This is a genomic window from Mesorhizobium sp. LNHC221B00 (genome assembly GCF_000502935.1).
Taxonomy (GTDB): domain Bacteria; phylum Pseudomonadota; class Alphaproteobacteria; order Rhizobiales; family Rhizobiaceae; genus Mesorhizobium; species Mesorhizobium opportunistum.
The window spans coordinates 1-16,157 of sequence record NZ_AYWR01000046.1; the positions used below are offsets into that span (position 1 = coordinate 1).

A 16,157-nucleotide genomic window follows, 5' to 3' on the forward strand; every position below is an offset into this window, starting at 1 on the left:
GACGATCCCTCGCGCCGGGGCAGAGGGAGAGGGCGGCCGGTGCGGGGCGGGGGACGCTCGATAGAAGGAAAGTCACGATGTCGATGATATTCATAGGTGGATCACGCGAGATATTCGAGCTGCCGGAACCTGTCATCGCCCGCATCGGCGCAATCGTCGCTGCCGAGCACGGCGTGCTGATTGGTGACGCGCCCGGAGCCGATGCCGAGGCGCAGGGCCTGCTCGCGGGCTACAAGTACGAGCATGTCGGCGTCTTCCATGCCGGCAAGGAACCCCGCAATAATCTGGGCGACTGGGCCGCCTACCATGTTCCTTCTCCTGCGGGCGCCGAAGGAGACTGGGTCGATGCCGCCAAAGACCGGGAGATGGCGCGGCGCGCCGACTTTGGCATGATGGTCTGGGACGGGGCATCACCCGGCACGGCCGTTAACGTGCTTCGGCTCGCCATCGCGAACAAGCCGTGCGTCATTTACGATCTGGCAAGGGGCAGCATGGCGACCGCGTACAATGTGGAAGACTGGTATGCCATGCTCCGCCATGCCGGTCCCGACATTCGCCGCCAAGCCGAAGCCCGCATGACGCCGGACGAGCGTCTGGCGCTGCCAGGATGATATGCGCGCGGNCGCCAAGCCGAAGCCCGCATGACGCCGGACCAGCGTCTGGCGCTGCCAGGATGATATGCGCGCGGTCCCGCCGATAGCCGGCGGGTCCCATCCGATATGCTTGATCCGGCCCCGCGTCCCCACCTCCAAGTGTATGAACGTCCGCAGCCGGCCCCTTTCGAACCCGGCCCACGCGCAGAGCCGCGTCGCGTTGTGCAGATGATCATCTTGACCCGTCTCGCCTCTGAAGCGGGGGCAAAGCGTGCCGAACAACATCCTGGCTTGCCGGGTCATCCAACCTGACTGCGCGGTATCATCCCCCGGGGGGCGTGAAGGCCGCTGCCAGCCAGCTCCGATCTCGAAACCGCTGTGCCGCCATACGAATGCGCAAGGCGGTTCACGCGCCATGCTGCTGTTCGAAGTGTTGACGACGCAGGCGACATGACCTGAGAGGCTGCAGCCTGTTCCGGCCATCCGGCAGCGTTGCATGGGCGGCCAGGCGATGGCGGCCTGAGTTCTTCTCCATCTGCCGCATCCGGGGCCATTCCCGTTTCATGTCGCCTTTGTAGACGACCGCCTGCTTTGTGCGGTCAACCCCCGTTGGGGGTACACTCGACGAAAATTCAGGAAAATTCGATTCCTGTTTTTTGTTTGCGGTCAGGCGAAGGGCCTGCCCGCAATTTTCGGCAAATAGAATTTTCAAGAATTTTCGCCGAGATGACCGCAGCAGGACGGCCCTCTCCTTTGGCGCCATCGGGAATGGTCCCGATGCAACCGAAGGAGAACTATCATGGCCACCACGATCGCAAACCTCACCACCAAGGCCGACGGCTCGATGGAAGGCGTCTTTGCCACGCTCCGGGTCAACGCCCCGATCACCCTCATTCCGAACGCCAACAAGTCGCGAGAGGACGCCCCCGACTACCGGATCGTCAACAAGCGCACGGGCTTCGAGATCGGAGCCGGCTGGCACCGCATCTCCCAGCGTTCGGGCGAGGAATACCTCTCGGTCAAGCTGGAAGCCCCGGAGATCGGCGTCATCTTCGGCAATCTCGCTCCCGCCCCGGGTGGCGAGGAAAACAAGAAGGTCATCCTCTGGAACAACCCCCAGTGAGGCATCGGAAGCCGGCCCCTTAAGGGGCCGGCTTCCTCACCGGCAAAAGGAGGTTGCAATGAGCCGCTACACCATCACTGTCACTGGCACCGTCACCGGACAGGTCCGCTCGGACCCAGACGCTGTCATCGGCTACGACCCACCGCTTCGGACCTACTTCCTGCAAGCGTTCCCCCACGAAGAAACCGACGAGCCCGGTCTTTGGCTCGGCACCCACGATCGCGCGTTCGAAACACTTGAGGATCTTCACCGCGCAGCCATCTCACACGGCTACGACTTTATCCCGCTGTCGCCCAAACTGGCCGCAAAGCTGGTCGACGACAAAGCGGCAGCCGGCGGTCGTCCGGAGCGGGACGGCATCCTCGGGGAACTGCTGAAACACCCCAACCAATCCAAGTAGGCAACACATCTCAGGGCCTGCGGCGGAGTACTCCGTCGCGGGCCCTTTTTTTGCGCGTCGCAAAAGAGCCCAGAACATCGCCCGTCACAGCATGCGATAGCGACGCCCGACCGCCGATCATTCCTTCGGCAGTTTGTGCTTATGAATTCGGATATAATCCTGCACAGCGTTTCGCAGCAGCTCGGTCATGCTGTGGCCGTTGCTGATCGCCAGCAACTTGAACTGACGCAGTTCCGCGGCCGTCAGATAGTAGCCGCAGCGGACCATCTCCTCCTCGCGAATCTTCTTGCCGGCGATGGGATCCTTTTTCTGGCCCTGTCGCAGCAGCTTGCGGAAATCGGGCCCGACTGCCGGGGACGGCTTTGTCGGTTCCTGCATCTGGGGCGTTGCTTGCTGCTTGGCCCCTGACGGCTCGACCTTCGGTGGGATGAACATGCTCGGCAATACGGGCGGCTGCGTGGAGATCGCCTTCATCATGCGGGCCTTCTTGTCGTCCCCGGGTTTAGGCGCGGTTTCTTCACTCATGCCGCGTTCCTTGTGGCTTCGATGAAGGTTTGCAGAAGGTCGTCAAACACCCCTTCGCTCTCGGCAACCGCCTTCGCGTCAGGCACCTCGGGGCTGTAAAGGGTCTGCCCGGTCTGAAGGTCGCGGTAGGCAACACGATTGTGCAGGACGTGTTCCGCAATCGGCGTGCCGTTGGCCTGGATAATGGCGCGCAGTTCGGTCAGGGCTCGCGCCCTGCCATCGATGATGGTCTGCTTGGTCAGCACGAATATCGCGGGCAGCGGTCTCCCCCGGCTCTCGACCGCCAGTGGGATGTAGTGGTCGGTGACCTGGATGGCGGCGGTCACATCGTCGAGGGCAAAATAGACCGGCACGACGACAATGTCGGCGGCGAAGAGCCCGGCCATGAGGTTATCGTTTGTGGTGCCTTCCGTATCGATCAAGACGACCGAGCGTTCTCCGTTGTGAGTGGCTGCCGCGCGAAGGATTTCCTGCGGCGTCATCGCGCTCACCATCGTGAGCCTGTCAGGACGATTGCCAGCTTCGCCCAGCATCTGGAACCAGCGGTTCATGTTCTGCCGCCGGTCGCCGTCGATGAGAGTGACCGAATAGCCCCGATGCAGCGCGACGGATGCGAGGGCACGCAGCATCGTCGATTTGCCGGTGCCGCCCTTTGGGATCGCAGCGGAAATGATCATGAGGGCCTCCTTCCGGCGTTGTCTCCTTGTCTCCATGTTAACATGGAGACAAGTCATCATGGAGAAACGAAATCACGGTCGAAACATCATGTACATAGTCGACGGGGAAGCCTGGTTTGGCAACCCAGGCGCGCACAGATAAGGGCTCGCTAAAGATGCAGTTTTGCGCAGGTGCTTTCGTCGTCCGGCGGACCATCGACTGCGCATTTCCGACTAAGCTTTGGCCGGCTGCGCATAGGGCCCGATGTATCCATGTTAACATGGATACAAGTCGCCAACGCATCATAGACACATCGCATCAAATCACGATGGGAACATTTCGCCCGCGTTGCCGCCGCTGACAACTGGGCTGGTGAGAAGACGCGCCCATAATTTTCTTTCCTCCTCGCTTGCTCTCCCTTTATTGGCAGGATAGCCTATTTTGTGATACACACAAAATAGGCGGCGCGGCCCTGGCGGGCCTTAGCGCCCGCAAGCGGGCTTGAGAGATGGAAGCACACGCTCATAAGGCAGCGGTGAAGAGCGCGTCCCGACGCTATGGCGAGGTGACGCACATCCGGTTTTCGGCTGACGAGCTGGCCGGCCTCAAAGCCATTGCTGAGCGGGACGGCTTAACCGTCAGCGAGGTGGTCCGGCGTCTCGTGCGGGCAGAGGCGGGGCACCTGCCTATCGCGTCAGAGGCGTTGCGGCCGGCAATCGTGGACATGACCGATCAGCTGCGGCGCGTCGGCATCAATTTCAATCAGGCCGTGCGTGCCATGAACGACGGCCGTGTTGCCCAGGATGAGGATCTTGAGCAGGCGCTGATCGCCGTGGGCGACCTCGTGCGGCAGTTTCGCGACGAACTGAAGTCGATGACTGGCGGGTCCCGCAAGGCGAGGGAGGCCAGGCCTTGAGCGGTCGTCTTGCTGGCTACGCGGCCGAAATCGAACGCTATCTGCGGGGCGCTGCCGGCGTGAAGCGTGAGGAGCTGGACGACGACAAGTCCGTGACGGGCGCCCGACGCGCGGCCAACGAATTCCAGGCGATGAAGAGTTATGAGCGGACCGGTGGCGGCGGACGCCTCGGACAAGGACAGGCCGGCTCGACTGTAGGTGGCGGCGGTAACCCTCCTCGTTCGTCGCGGGGAGGGAAAGGAGTGTCGGGGAGCTCCATGACCAGCAGGGCACCGAAGTCCACTGCTGTTGCGCGCTCACCCACGGCCGCTAGCGCGCCGATTATGGTCTATGGCGCCACGCTCGCCGGTTTCCGGCCGGAAGAGGAGGAGGAAGACTGGAAGCGGCGCGGCGGCGGCGGCCGTGGTGCGGGTCGGCCGGGCAGTACAGGACGGGCGGCGCGGGTCGCCTATCAGGCGCGGGCCGTGGCGGCGAGGGCAGGCTATGCGGCGGGCGCGCAGCCTGCTGTTTTCAAGGTCATGCCCAATCCGCCATCGACCAGGGAAGCTGCCACTCGGCTGCTCAATTACATAGGCAAGCGCGAAGACGAAAAAGGCGAGAAACACGACATCGAGATTTTTGACGAAGATGGACAGGTCGTTGCGACAGGCGGCGCACGAAAGGCGTTCCTGGAAACGTTTTGCGAGACGTTCGAACCACCCTTGGAAAATACCAATTTCATCGAGGTTCGTTTCGAGCTCGCCAGCGAGGTCACCGGTGCCGCCTTGAGCGAGGCGTTGAATAAGGCCTTCGGCGCAAAACCGTTCATCTATGCGCAGGACGGCCAGACGGTGCAGGTTTACGCACACACCGATGAGCGGGCGGGGCCCCTTGCCAAGGTGCTTGCCGGCGGCCGGGAGAATTCGCGCAGCAAGGCGCTCGACAAGATCGAGGCGCGCTTGTCGGAAGCGATGGGCGCGGCGGGGCTGGTAGCCAAGGCAGAGGTAACGGCGGCCGTGAGCCGTGAACCCAAAGCGAAATATTTCCTGCAGAAGTTCATCCGCGCCCACAGCCACGTCCGCCACGCAAATGGCGAGCCCGTGCCTGGGGTGAAGAATGCCACCAAGGCGGCGGCTTCGGTCTACGAGCAATGGCGCCCACAGTTTTCGGGGCGCGAGCGCCGCAATGCCTATCACCTGCTTTTCTCGGCAAAGGCCGGCACCGATGCCAACGCCGTCATGACTGCGGCGCGCGCCGTGCTCGAGGAGCGAGCGCCAGGATACAAGTTCGTCCTGGCGCATCACAAGGACACCAAGCACGTCCATGTCCATGCCATGGTGCAAGCACGGTCAGCCGACGGTGAGCGCCTGAAATTCTACAAGCCAGATCTGGTCGCCTGGCGCGAGAACTTTGCGGAAAAAGCACGCGAGAACGGCATTGCGATGGTGGCGACGCGGCGCATGGATCATGCGATGACGCGGCCCTTCACGAAGGAGCATGCCGGGGCCTACAGCCGCGCCCAGAGCGATCCGCGCTACCAGGTCAGCGCAAGGACGATCGAGCGGGTGGAGGCGAAGCGGCAACGCCGTTTGGATGGACAGTCCCTTGTGGTGAACGGCGATGCAATCGCTGCCGCATGGCAAAAGACTGTGACGACGATGCGGACCGCGGGCGTGGTCGGTCAGGCTCTCACGGCAGCGGAGTCGATCGGCAACAATTTTCTGCGGTTCCGTCGCGATCGAGCAGGGGAGGGGCAGCCAGGTCCTGCCGCGGGTCTCGGAGCTGATCAAACGGGTCAGAAGTCTTTCCTGTCCCATCCCGGTATGAGAGAATTAAATGCACTGATAGGAGATTTGGATATGGCGCAAACCCCCTTGGAAATGCGGCGTCAGATGGCCCGCGTCAATCAGGCTCTCGACAACATCCGCGAAACGCTGCCGCCGGCGCATCAAGGACAGTTCGAGCAGTATCGTGACGAGGTCAACGAGAAGATGCACGACCGTCTCGCGCGGCTGCAATTCGAGCGGCAGCAACAACGTCGTGGCGGTGGAGTTGGAGAGCCGATCCCTGAGCGCGAGGCGCGAGGACGAGACCTTCCAACCCGGGACGATCCCCGCCAGCCGGAGCAGCCGCGCACCGGCACTGAGCAGGAGATGAGAGCCAAGCAGAAGGAACCCAACAAGCAGAAGGCTCATCAGGCGGAAGAGCAGGACCGCAAGACGCAGCGCTCGAACGATAACGATTACGAGCGCTGAGCAAGGGCGAAGGCTGGAATTGGTTGGATTCGATCAGCTAACAATCAGCACGTCAATCTCGCCGACCTTAAGTGCGTAGCGCAACGGAACCAGCTCGTCGGGCCTCGGTCGAGCGGAAATGTCGTCCAGGTTGAGGTTGTACTCATGTTTGTCTACTGTTGATCGCCTTTGCGACGGCCATATCGGCCGCCCCCGCCGCTGGCCCACCGTGGATTGGCATGTGCCTCCATGGGTCTGCCATTGTCCTTCGAATTGCAATACTTCCGTTTGATGGTCGCGCAGGCCACGGCGGCGCAATCTCTTTTGCAGACGCTATGTGGCCGCCCCGACTATCGCATACAACGTCGACCCGGCCGTCCGGACAGCCTGGCTGGAGAACGAGTTCCTCTCGCCGGAGACGCTCGATGCTGGGCTGGGGGCGGATCCGGACTTGCACTTGCCACGGGCCGGGCAATTGATCCATCGACTGGATGCCGCTCACATCGATCTAGTGAAATCAGTAGTAGCGGAACCCCGTCCTTCGCAGCCGAATCGATCTTTGCGCTCTATCTGAAGACCAAAAATTTTCCATTGGCATATGTCGGGTCCCATTTCCGTGACCAACACCGTCTGCTCGACGACCAGGGCGCGGAAATCATTGTGATGACCGATCCACTGGCAGAGCGAGTTCGCGCGCTCGGCGCCTGCACCATCAGATCGAGCGGAGACATCCCGCTGGCAGCAACTCGAGGACAACGATGCGGATTTCGTCCACTCGCATCAAATGCTCGCCGAACTGCGCGAGGACAATGCAACACTCGTCGCCAGAATGCGCGCGATGCACGATCTCAGCGACGAATATGGCGACGTCGCCACCGCCAGCCTTCTGGAGAATTGGATCGACTAGGGCGAGAAGCTGGTTTCTATTCGAGACGCTCCGCGACACTAAATTAGTCCCTGCGGAGCTTCAAGGCCAGTTCGTAATCTGAAGCGGAACAGTTCCGATGCTGCCCTACGGCCTGTCCGTCTTTTGCTTTCATGGTGATCGTCATGCGAGCGGCCAACCATCGGAGACCACTTGATCAAGCATAGCATGACGAAAACGAGGTTAGGCCGGACCGGTACTGCAGGTGTATTAGCGCGCCCTTCTTGGTCACAGCAAGAGACGCCTGGAAGGCCGAAATAAACGTCAAATACCGAGAAACGAGGAGAGAAAGAGATGTCCGCCAAAATCTTGCAAATCAACTACAAACTCAACGGGCCGAGGGTCGAATATGAGAGAGAAAACCTGCGCTATGCTCAACCCATCGCGGACATACCTGGCCTGCGCTGGAAGGTCTGGATCATAAAGGAGGCCCAAAGCGAAGCGGGCGGGATCTACTTATTCGAAGTTCATGCCACAGTGAAAGCTTTCTTGGACGGCCCAATTATTGCCGAGATGAAAGGTGACCCCACGTTGAGCACTAAGGCATTTGACGTGATCGCGGAACTTACGACCATTACACGTGGTGCCGTGTAGTAGTATTCTCAGAGGTTGGATGGCGCATGTTGCGGCGGAAGGGGCGGGTATCTTCATCAGCGGTCAGGTAGCCGAGCTTTCGCGATCCAAGAGGAAGCGGATCGGCCCATAAATGTCTAGATTTTGTGGCGGTCACCAGCCTCCACTGAATCCATGTCAGCACCGTCGGAGGTGACGAAGCCTCCGGCATGCCCGCGCCCGAGCCGGGCTGCGTCCAAGTTGTTGGGTATTCGGAAAATCGCGGGTTTCGTGGCGATCTGCGCGACATGCTGCTGAAGGAGGGGTGAGATCCTGCAGGCGCTCATTCCGAATCGCCGAGCACGCAATCGGGCACCGAACCTGTTTACGGCCTGACCCATTTCTTTGCCGAAAGGTTGCGCATCTTGATGGTGATGCCCTCAGGCTGAATCGCAGTGAACTGTGATGTGAGCCCGTACCTCTCCCATTCGGGCCCGAAGCCCGCCATCACCGGCCCGACGCAAAAGGTAAACCGCTTCGGATTCTTGGCGACACCAGGCTCGCACTGATTGGTGATGTAGCAATGCGGTGCCTGATTAGTTGGGACATTGTCGGCAGAATAGATCAACTTGTCGTCGCAGGCGACCCTGATCCATCCCCTCTTGTCGGCCGCCCATCGGATCTTCATGGAAAAGGCCACCCAGGAACCGAAACGCGCCGGAGATTGGCACTCATTGCCGAGGAAAGTAACACCTTTGGTTGCGTCTACCTTCAGCATATAAAGAAAATTGTGGATGAAAGGTCCCTCCCAACTGGCGATACGAAGGCGGCTGTCCAAAGCACCCGGCAAGAAGCCTGTTGCGTGGTCGTTGTAAAATCCGGGATAGTTAAACGATGGATCGACCCACAGGTCGAAGCGATATTCCATGCTCTCGCCCGTTGTGCCGTCCGGGCCTATCAATGTGGCGCGTACGTTGCCGTTGTGGCAGTCGTTCTCGCCACGGCCGTCACCGTAGTCCACGCTACTGCATTTCCGATCGAATATTTGGAAAGTGGTGATGCCGCCCTTCGTCACCGGTCTCAACGGCCCGTTCAGCCCATTGTTCTTGAAGCCGGCGGGGAACCTGTCGGCCAGCGCGGAACTTGCGAACAGCGTCACCACCGACATCACAAACAGGAGAATGCACCGTTTCATGCCCTCCACTCCCGATACTGACAAGCAACGCTATCAGCGAGGTGCCGGCTAGGCAATCAAACCTATGGCGCGGCTATGCCGTTAGCCAGCGCTCCGTCATTCGCGGCGCGGCTCCTGGCTGATAAGCTATTGCTGTTTTGTCGCAAGTTGACGCACCAAGGCCAACGCTTGGCGTTTGCAACCGCTGCTCACCATCCATCCAAGAACTTCCAGCGGATTTTCAAGAACGGCGTTCTTTAGAAACGTTCTAATTTCGATCGACGCCGATGTCTTGTTGGTCTCGACGACAACAGATTTCACCTCGGGAGGAATACGCTCTGGAAGAGAGTAAGTGAGCATGCCGGCGCTCCAGACTATGCCGTTGAGCGGCTCATCGTCGCCGATGCGGATCGAGAAAACCGCGCTCTGACCTGTGCCCGAGCGCGCTAGAACCATTTCACCATTTCGAATGCAGCCAGGGGCGGATTCTTCGATGGACACTGCCCAAGGGTCATCGAGTCCGCTCGGCGTGGAATAGTCGGTAATGGTGCGCGAACCGCCGATGGACTCCGTTCTCCTGCGCTCGTTCGCCAAGAGGACCGCTATCGGGTCAAGTTTTGAAGGCCCTTCGTTCGCGTTGGCCCCCTGTAAACTGCCGGACGTCAATGCATCCTTCGTAACCACGAAGGAACTTGGACCCGAAAGCGCGTTCACGCTGCCGTCTTCGCCGAGCAGAGTGACGACCGTACCGGCTGGAACGTTGATGACGTCGCTTGGCATAAAGAGCTTGCCTGGCGGCAGTTCATCGACCATCGGCTGAGTTGAAAGGACCACGTACTGGCTGCCGGCTGCCGCGTGTTGTGTCGTCACAAGGACAGTCGTCGCGACGATCAGGGAGGCGATCTGCGAGGTCGAACGCCGGAGGCTCATGTCACGATGACCTTATTTCCCGACAAGATGAATGTCTGCTCCGAACTCTCCGCTTGCAAGACGGTTATGGTGAAAAGCGATCAGGCCGTCTTGCGGGTAGTTTTTGACCAATACCTTAAATGCCGCTATCGCACGCGTATCCCTTGCGGCAAGTAGGGCATACGCGTTCAAATACTCCTCGCAGAGTATCTGATTTTCTGGAATACGTGTCATTGCCTCGAAAGCCTCGATGCCTTGGCTCTTGCCCTTAAGGTGTAGAACTCCAGCAGGGCGTAACAGAAAGCGCGTCGTCTGCCTCGCCACTTCGGAGCTGATGCAGTTTTTGGTGCCGATGTACTTGTTCGCTCCCTCAAGCCGCGCCGCAGCATTTACAGTATCTCCAATAGCTGTGTAATTGAAGAACCGATTTCCCCCGAAGTTGCCGACGATTGCCGGCCCGCCATGAATACCTATGCGGGTGGATCCGAGTGAATGGCCCCGTCGTGCCGATTTCTCTCGCAGCCGCTGCGCGTGGTCCTGCACAGCAAGTGCCAGAGACACCGCCCGCTCCGCTTGGTCATTTTGTGCTGCCGGAGCCCCGAAGAAGCCGACCACCGCATCGCCGATGACCTTGTCGATGGTTGCACCATGCTCGATAAATAACTCGCAGAGCCCGTTCAGATATTCGTTCAATACATCTGCGAGCACCTCTGGCGCGAGTTGCTCGCTGAATGACGTAAACCCCTCGACATCCGTGAATACACACGTGAGCTCACGCTTCTCGCCGCCGAGATGGAGAGCGTTGGGTTCCTTGACAATCGCTGCAACAACGGCCGGACTGACATATTTCGAGAACGCGTTCTGAATGAACTGGCGAGCCTTGGCGTCCCGTCTCCAAGCCAGGAAGCCAACGAACGCCGACAGGCCGAGCACAAGCAATGCAGGCGCGACCATCGGAACGAGGATTGCGAACCGCGCGAAGGCCCACGCCTCACCGAACCACACCAGCAGCACCGCACAAGCGACCGCGACAGGTTTGAAGACCACCGGGATCGGCCGCGAAACGATCCACAAGCAGAACAGCCCGACAAGAAGCATTGGCGCATAGCCCACTGCAGGCCAAGGGGTCGTTATCCGATTTCCGGACACGAGCCTGGCTAACGAATGGGCGTGGATCGAGACGCCAGGGAGCACACCAATTTTCGCGCCGCTCAACAACGCGAACGGTGTCGGATGACGGTCTATTTGCTGCAGGTCTACACCGATAAGAACATATTTCCCCTCGAACCAGCTGAGCGGTGCCAGCGGAACGGCCTGTGCCGGATAGGTTGGAAAGCTGAAGGGCAAGCTGTTCGCCGTGCGGTAGTAGACCATCTCCTCCGGCCAGTGGCCCCGACCAACGCCGGTTGATGCTGCGATCACAGCAGCAAAGCTTGGCGTCCAGGCCCCGTCGCCTTCTCGACCGGGAAAGGCTCCACGGACCACGCCGTCGAGATTGTCATGCAACAATGCTGCAAGGCCCCGCTTTGCCGACGGAGCGAACGCGTTTAGATAGTCGGATTGCCTTTGGGTAAGGCCGTCAGTCCGCGAAGCCGAGGCGATCACCACAGGCACACTGGCGGTTTCGATGACAGTTTCGAGGCGGGCATCCTTTTCCGGCTCTGTTGCCTGGTCGAACAGCAGGTCGATGCCGATGGCAAGAGGGCGGGCCGACTCGATCCGAGCCAGGATGTCGGCCAAGAAGGCACGGTCCAGTGGTGAGCGGTATGGAAAATCCGCCAGGGTCTGTTCTGTTATTGAGACCACAACAATGTTGGGTGGAGGATGGGTGAACGGCGAGATAGAGACCATCATCACGTCACGCAGGATATTCTCCCACGGCGGTGACACGAGAGCAGTCGAGAGGGCCAGCAGAATCAAATAGGCGAGCGATGCGGCGATCCCATTTCGCCCAACGCTGACGATTCGGCTAAGTGTCCACACGCCGAAACAGATCCTTAGTGCCAGTGAAGCGATGCTCACAGCCAGCATACCCGTTCAGGCGCATCAAGCAAATTGTGGCGGGCTATTCGTCCGCAGCCCCGGGGGGCATAGCTCTTTTCGGTTGCATTAGCCTCTGCTACAGTTCCCTTGGGGAGCCGTTTCTGCCATGCGCAGCGCTTTCATTCTTTTGGTTCTATTATTTGCCGCTGTTTCAGGACGGGCAGTCGCCGACAAACGCGTAGCGTTGGTGATTGGCAATTCGGCCTACCAGCATGCCGTCCAACTCGCCAATCCGAAGAACGATTCGGCCGACATGCATGCCAAGCTTGAAAGCCTTGGTTTCGACGTCGTCAGCGGCCAGGAACTGGACCTCGCTGGAATGCGTCGCACGGTGCGCCAGTTCCTGGAGAAGCTCGAAGGTGCCGATATGGCACTGTTCTTCTACGCCGGGCACGGCCTGCAGGTGAATGGCAACAACTATATGGTGCCGGTGGATGCACAATTGTCCAGCTACAACGACCTCGACTTTGAGGCCCTTCCGATGGACCTCGTCCTTTCGGCGATGGAACGCAGCACGAAGGTGAACCTCGTCTTCCTCGATGCCTGTCGGGACAATCCGTTTGCGGAGAAGCTTTCCCGCTCGATGGGAACGCGCTCCGGTTCCTTAGGGCGTGGTCTTGCCCGACTTGGCAGCGGAGTCGGCTCGCTGATCGCGTTTGCCACGCAACCAGGTAACGTCGCGTTGGACGGAGCGGGCCGAAACTCTCCTTTCACGACTGCCCTGCTCGCGCACCTGGGCACACCTGGGCAGGATATCACGCGCGACCTCATCGATGTACGCCGCGACGTACTGGCCGCCACGAATGGGAAGCAAGTGCCATGGGAAAACTCCTCGCTCACGGGCGAAGTCGTTTTGAAGGCTCTCGCCACGGAACCGAAGGCGGCACCTTCCCCGGCTCAACAGTCTACGTCGCCGGACAATGCAGTCGAACTTGCATATTGGGCCACTATCAAGGACTCGACCGACAAGAGCTTCTTCGAAGCTTATCTGCAGCAATTTCCGGCAGGTGCTTTTGCACCCCTTGCGAGGTTGAAGATCGACGCGATCGACAAGCGCATCGAAACGGAACAGAAGGCGGCGCACCCACCGGCATCGGAGCGCGCCACGAAGGCAATCGACGATGCCAAGGGGACGGAACTCGCAAACCTTGAACACCCCAGCCCGCTGGCGCAGCCATCGGCAGCTACCGGAGACCCCAGCGAACTTGCGCGCGCCACTCAAACGGAACTCTCCCGCATAGGATGCCTTGAAGGCCATGCTGATGGAAAATGGGGGGCTACCAGCCGCAATGCGCTTCAGGACTATGCTGATCGGCAAGGCGTCAAGCTTGCATCGTTGGAACCGACAGCGGGACTACTGGAAAGACTAAGGGCGATCGGCGCTCGGATCTGCCCGCTTACTTGTGAACACGGGAGGGTGGCGAAGGGGGATCATTGTGTGCCCCAAACGAGCGGGCTAAGCGCCTTTAATGGCACATGGAAATTGGTCAGACGAGCCACAACGAACTGTGGCGATTGGCGAGAACTCTCAACAACCGTTTTCATAAGTGACGGCAAAGTAACGTCTGGCTCTGGATTTACGGGAAGCATCTCTACCGGCGGCGCCGTCAACATGAAACACACTTTTGTATATAAGGGACGAACGGGCGGGAACACCCTGACCGGGGTCATAAAGGGTGACAACGGAACCGGCAAATTTAAAGGGACCGGAGCTGGCAGCGGGTGCTCAGGAGAAATTATAATGGAGAGAATGTAGAAATTCGGGTCGGCCATCGTCCGCATTTATGTTGAAAGGCCGATGCTACGAGGCCAACAGTTGAAAGAGCTACATAGGCGAGTGAAGAGCCTGTCTTAAAGATGAACGGTGATCGTATCGAAAGAACCAGAGTGGGGTACCCAATTTGAGCTAATATGTTGGTCTATGGAAAGGTTCCGGACATCGAGAAAGCAAGCGACCACTGCCGTCCCGATGGAATTCCCGAATTGGCCGAGGTCACCTTCGCCAGACCCGCTTCGAGCGTCAAATCCAGGTTTTCAACCGGCGTGTAGGTCAAATTGACCGCGCCTCTTGTCTCAGGGGAATGACCTGCAGAAAAAGGCCCGTGCCTAGCACGGGCCAACTACGTTTCGGGAACTATGCCTAGAGCGGTTATTCTTAGCCGCCCATCTTCTTCGCCATGGCGCAGAAATCCGCGTGCGACTTGTTAAGCGTAGTGTCGCCGCAGTCTTTCAGCACCGCCTTTTGTTCGTCCGGTTTCATGGACATCCACGCGGTCTTGAAATCCGCTTCCGACCTCAAGGTTTTCATGCCGGCATCCGTGAAGAAAGGTGACATCTTTGCAGGATCATCGAGCGCGGAAGTGGTGCTGCTGCCTGCCAGCGCTGAGCCCGTCATCATTGCGAGGGCCATCGCGCCCATCGTAAGCATTTTGATGTTCATTTTTTCCTCCGTTAGTTCTACACGCGCAAATCGCGTGACCTGGGGAAAAACGTCGGCGTCTGAACTCTGTTCCCGCATCTTGCCGATTCCTCATCGACAGCCGTCTGACGCGCGCTGGCAGGTCTCGTGGAGGAATGGGCGGTGCAGTGGGGGATCCACCGTGGGGCAACGGACAAACCGGCCAATACGGATGCGATCGGCAAACGTGGTCCCATTAACCGCGACCGCGGACTTGATGCCGTCGCTATGCGCATCGCGGGCATTGTCAGATCTGCAGGCTCGGCCTGATCGATCTCCGCCGCTACCGCCCAGCCTTAGGGGGCAGCAGCGGTCCAGTGGTGTTCCACCGGATGAACTCGACTTCCCTCCCGGTGACTTGCCGAACAGTGTTCAACAGCACCTCATGCAAGACCCGCGTCTGTCGGTAATGGTCGCAATGCGGCGATATGAACGGCTTGATGATGCTCAGGTGCAGCGCTTCCGCAGCCGCCAGAAAACGCTCGATTTCAGCCTGCGATAATTGCTTGGAAGGTTTTGATCTGGCCATGGTAGCGAACTCCGTGTGAGGGTGATCGCCGCAACGGGAGGATTATATTCCTGATCTCGATGGCTCGGGCAAGCGCTGCCCGCCCAACGGGAATAGTTGTGAGTTGTCAGTGTTGCGCAACTGCAACGCGCAGCGCTTTTTGCGGAAGGTCATCGCGCCCGGCTAGGCTAGCGTTCTATAAGACGCTACTTAGCTCTCATATGCATCGATTGAAGGGGCTTTTCTATGAAATCTATCCTGCTTGCGACCACTGTTCTCATGGGACTCTCCGGCGGCGCTTATGCTGCCGATGCCATAGTGTCAGAGCCAATTGCCGCTTCATTTGATTGGACTGGCGCTTACATGGGTGTGAATGCCGGCGGCGGCTTTGGCAAGTTCAAGTACGACCCCAATTTCGGCACTGGTCTCGATCTCACGGCAAGTGGATTCCTGGGGGGCGTCCAGGCTGGCTACAACTGGCAGTCTGGGCAAATGGTCTACGGCGTGGAAGCGGACTTCCAGGGATCCGCCGTCAAGGCTTCCATTTCCGGCATAGGCGGCCCCGGCACTGCTCTCGAAACAAAGATTGACTGGTTCGGTACGGTGCGCGCCCGCATCGGCTACACGCCCGTCGATCGCTTCCTGGTTTATGGCACTGGCGGCTTTGCCTATGGTCACGATAAGACCACTTTTNACACGCCCGTCGATCGCTTCCTGGTTTATGGCACTGGCGGCTTTGCCTATGGTCACGATAAGACCACTTTTGGCGCCGGGGGCGACTTCTCCAAGACCAAAACCGGCTGGACCGTTGGTGCAGGCGTTGAGTACGCCATCAATACGAATTGGACGATCAAGTCTGAATATCTCTACACCGACTTGGGCAAATCGACCTTCACTGTTGGGCCGAGCAGCATTGACGTCACCGATAAGTTCCACGTCGTTCGGGTCGGCCTGAATTACAAGTTCTAGTCCATCAGCAGACCACAACACCAAGGCCCCGGACGATGCCGGGGCCCTTTGTTTCCCACGACGAGCCCAGGCTCCCACTTTACGGCGCGCTCCCGGTATTCTTGAAAGAGGCAGTCATTTCTCTCTGAAATCCAGCAGCTTGGCATGGCGCAGCTTCTCCTCGCCCTTCAGGAACCGCACCCGGCCGACTAG

Annotated in this window: 16 protein-coding genes and 2 pseudogenes; 10 read left to right on the forward strand and 8 right to left on the reverse strand. The window is 59.4% G+C overall.

Annotation, left to right across the window (positions count from 1 at the left end; translation table 11 throughout):
* Positions 1-77 precede the first annotated feature (77 nt).
* On the forward strand, positions 78-611 hold the full coding sequence (locus X741_RS137245) for a hypothetical protein (RefSeq protein ID WP_031250750.1): 534 nt from the start codon (positions 78-80) through the stop codon (positions 609-611).
* A gap of 388 nt (positions 612-999) precedes the next feature.
* On the opposite strand, the gene X741_RS1000000170185 is transcribed toward X741_RS137245, so the two are convergent.
* A complete protein-coding gene (locus tag X741_RS1000000170185) occupies positions 1,000-1,305 on the reverse strand; it encodes a hypothetical protein (protein WP_156937971.1) in 306 nt (101 codons plus the stop codon).
* Between the two features lie 87 nt (positions 1,306-1,392).
* Between X741_RS1000000170185 and X741_RS137240 the strand changes: the two genes are divergently transcribed.
* Positions 1,393-1,716, forward strand: a complete 324-nt coding sequence (locus X741_RS137240; RefSeq protein WP_023780851.1) for a DUF736 family protein — start codon at positions 1,393-1,395, stop codon at positions 1,714-1,716.
* A gap of 58 nt (positions 1,717-1,774) precedes the next feature.
* On the forward strand, positions 1,775-2,116 hold the full coding sequence (locus X741_RS137235; protein ID WP_023780852.1) for a hypothetical protein: 342 nt from the start codon (positions 1,775-1,777) through the stop codon (positions 2,114-2,116).
* A gap of 117 nt (positions 2,117-2,233) precedes the next feature.
* On the opposite strand, the gene X741_RS137230 is transcribed toward X741_RS137235, so the two are convergent.
* Together X741_RS137230 and X741_RS137225 are read right to left on the reverse strand one after the other, a co-directional pair.
* Entirely contained in the window at positions 2,234-2,641 is a 408-nt protein-coding gene (locus tag X741_RS137230) for a hypothetical protein (RefSeq protein WP_023780853.1), read from the reverse strand.
* A complete protein-coding gene (locus X741_RS137225; RefSeq protein ID WP_031250751.1) occupies positions 2,638-3,318 on the reverse strand; it encodes a ParA family protein in 681 nt (226 codons plus the stop codon). Before X741_RS137225 ends, X741_RS137230 begins: the two co-directional genes overlap by 4 nt.
* A gap of 488 nt (positions 3,319-3,806) precedes the next feature.
* Between X741_RS137225 and X741_RS137220 the strand changes: the two genes are divergently transcribed.
* The 5 genes and pseudogenes from X741_RS137220 (at position 3,807) to X741_RS137210 (ending at position 7,946) form a co-directional block, all read left to right on the forward strand.
* Entirely contained in the window at positions 3,807-4,214 is a 408-nt protein-coding gene (locus X741_RS137220) for a hypothetical protein (protein WP_023780855.1), read from the forward strand.
* Positions 4,211-6,448, forward strand: a complete 2,238-nt coding sequence (locus X741_RS137215; protein ID WP_084018967.1) for a relaxase/mobilization nuclease domain-containing protein — start codon at positions 4,211-4,213, stop codon at positions 6,446-6,448. Before X741_RS137220 ends, X741_RS137215 begins: the two co-directional genes overlap by 4 nt.
* 325 nt (positions 6,449-6,773) lie before the next feature.
* Positions 6,774-6,938 (forward strand): annotated as a pseudogene (locus tag X741_RS1000000171305) (MBL fold metallo-hydrolase); the annotation flags it as partial.
* Between the two features lie 5 nt (positions 6,939-6,943).
* A pseudogene (locus tag X741_RS1000000171310) lies at positions 6,944-7,416 on the forward strand (DNA starvation/stationary phase protection protein).
* Between the two features lie 230 nt (positions 7,417-7,646).
* Positions 7,647-7,946: a YdhR family protein gene (locus X741_RS137210; RefSeq protein WP_023780858.1), complete on the forward strand. Its 300-nt coding sequence runs from the start codon at positions 7,647-7,649 to the stop codon at positions 7,944-7,946.
* 343 nt (positions 7,947-8,289) lie between these two features.
* Here the strand turns inward: X741_RS137210 and X741_RS137205 are convergent, their stop codons facing one another.
* The 3 genes from X741_RS137205 to X741_RS1000000167745 all read right to left on the reverse strand — a co-directional run bounded on the left by X741_RS137205 (position 8,290) and on the right by X741_RS1000000167745 (position 12,018).
* A complete protein-coding gene (locus X741_RS137205) occupies positions 8,290-9,099 on the reverse strand; it encodes a hypothetical protein (protein WP_156937972.1) in 810 nt (269 codons plus the stop codon).
* Positions 9,100-9,225: 126 nt separating this feature from the next.
* A complete protein-coding gene (locus tag X741_RS137200; RefSeq protein ID WP_023780861.1) occupies positions 9,226-10,008 on the reverse strand; it encodes a hypothetical protein in 783 nt (260 codons plus the stop codon).
* A gap of 12 nt (positions 10,009-10,020) precedes the next feature.
* On the reverse strand, positions 10,021-12,018 hold the full coding sequence (locus tag X741_RS1000000167745) for an adenylate/guanylate cyclase domain-containing protein (RefSeq protein ID WP_023780862.1): 1,998 nt from the start codon (positions 12,016-12,018) through the stop codon (positions 10,021-10,023).
* A gap of 118 nt (positions 12,019-12,136) precedes the next feature.
* On the opposite strand from X741_RS1000000167745, the gene X741_RS1000000167750 reads away from it, so the two are divergent.
* Positions 12,137-13,786, forward strand: coding sequence for a caspase domain-containing protein (locus X741_RS1000000167750; protein ID WP_023780863.1), 1,650 nt, complete (start codon positions 12,137-12,139; stop codon positions 13,784-13,786).
* Between the two features lie 399 nt (positions 13,787-14,185).
* Here X741_RS1000000167750 and X741_RS137195 read toward each other — a convergent pair whose 3' ends face one another.
* Together X741_RS137195 and X741_RS137190 are read right to left on the reverse strand one after the other, a co-directional pair.
* Entirely contained in the window at positions 14,186-14,470 is a 285-nt protein-coding gene (locus tag X741_RS137195) for a hypothetical protein (protein ID WP_023780865.1), read from the reverse strand.
* A gap of 301 nt (positions 14,471-14,771) precedes the next feature.
* A complete protein-coding gene (locus tag X741_RS137190; RefSeq protein ID WP_023780866.1) occupies positions 14,772-15,017 on the reverse strand; it encodes a hypothetical protein in 246 nt (81 codons plus the stop codon).
* A 225-nt stretch (positions 15,018-15,242) separates the two neighbouring features.
* Here X741_RS137190 and X741_RS137185 point away from each other — a divergent pair, with 225 nt between their 5' ends.
* A complete protein-coding gene (locus X741_RS137185; protein WP_031250757.1) occupies positions 15,243-15,965 on the forward strand; it encodes an outer membrane protein in 723 nt (240 codons plus the stop codon).
* Positions 15,966-16,157: the final 192 nt, after the last annotated feature.